The sequence below is a fragment of the Photorhabdus akhurstii genome (assembly GCF_018448925.1).
In the GTDB taxonomy this organism is placed as follows: domain Bacteria; phylum Pseudomonadota; class Gammaproteobacteria; order Enterobacterales; family Enterobacteriaceae; genus Photorhabdus; species Photorhabdus akhurstii.
Window position 1 is genome coordinate 1 of record NZ_RCWE01000054.1, and the last position, 985, is coordinate 985.

Sequence of the window (985 nt, forward strand, 5' to 3'; positions counted from 1 at the left end):
CAGGGGGACCTAAGCGATCCAATTCGGCCAGAATCAACGGAATTTGAGCTTCTAAATCGGCAGGTCTTTTATCTTTACTCCACCAGATAAGCGGCTCACGGCGTTTATAATCCACCTTACTGACCGCCTCTTTGCCGTTTAATAAGAATTTCACCATAAAGGCGACTGCCAGAGCTTTATCATTGCCACTACTTAAGAAGGCAAAAGAATAACTGCTGACGTTAGGGATAAAACCACGCCCGACAAGGTTATTATTTTCGTCTAGGCCATAAACTTTGAGGAACAGAATATTAGTTTTTTCTGCCATGCCTACTTGGGGATAGCGGGCGGCATAAGCTTTGCCTTTATACCAGGTGTAAAAAATCTGTCGGTCACGATCAATAATTAATGGTGCCTGCCGGCGTAAAAAAAAGACGGCCCAGACAAAAAGCGGAATCATCAATAGATAAAGTAGCATAAATGTCATATCAATTATAAAAATATCATCACTATATTCATAATAGTTATAGCGATAATGTAGGTATTTTCTTAGAGAAATCTCTTTATCATTACCAATATAACGTGCATTTTCCATATAATCCGGTAAATCATTGCGTAGATAAAATTTCTCACCATATTCTTCTTTGACTAAATTAACCCAACGGTGAATGTATGCTTCTCCACTTCTTCGTTCTTCTATAAAATTATTAATGCTCAAAATCAGGCTACTAATAATCCCCAGAGTTACGGGAATCAAAGCAATACTTCGGGCACGGCGTTGAGTGTTACGGATATGGCATTCCTTATTATCAAGGTAATCCAATATTTCCATATGTTTGATGGTTTCTGCATTCTTAATATCTGGTGGTGCTGCCAGAATTTCTTTTTCCCAGCGTGCCAGCCGTTGGGCTGGCAATGGGTGAATAGTAGGAAACCATTTTTTGAGTAAGTTTTTTAATCGTTGCTTCATTCGGAAAGATCTTCATCCGGGGGACCCAAGCGATCC

Annotated in this window: 1 protein-coding gene; it reads right to left on the reverse strand. The window is 39.7% G+C overall.

Annotated elements, in window-relative coordinates; genetic code table 11:
• Positions 1-949, reverse strand: a 949-nt coding sequence (locus EAE93_RS23395) for a hypothetical protein (RefSeq protein ID WP_214040677.1), incomplete at its 3' end; no start/stop codon positions are given.
• Positions 950-985: the final 36 nt, after the last annotated feature.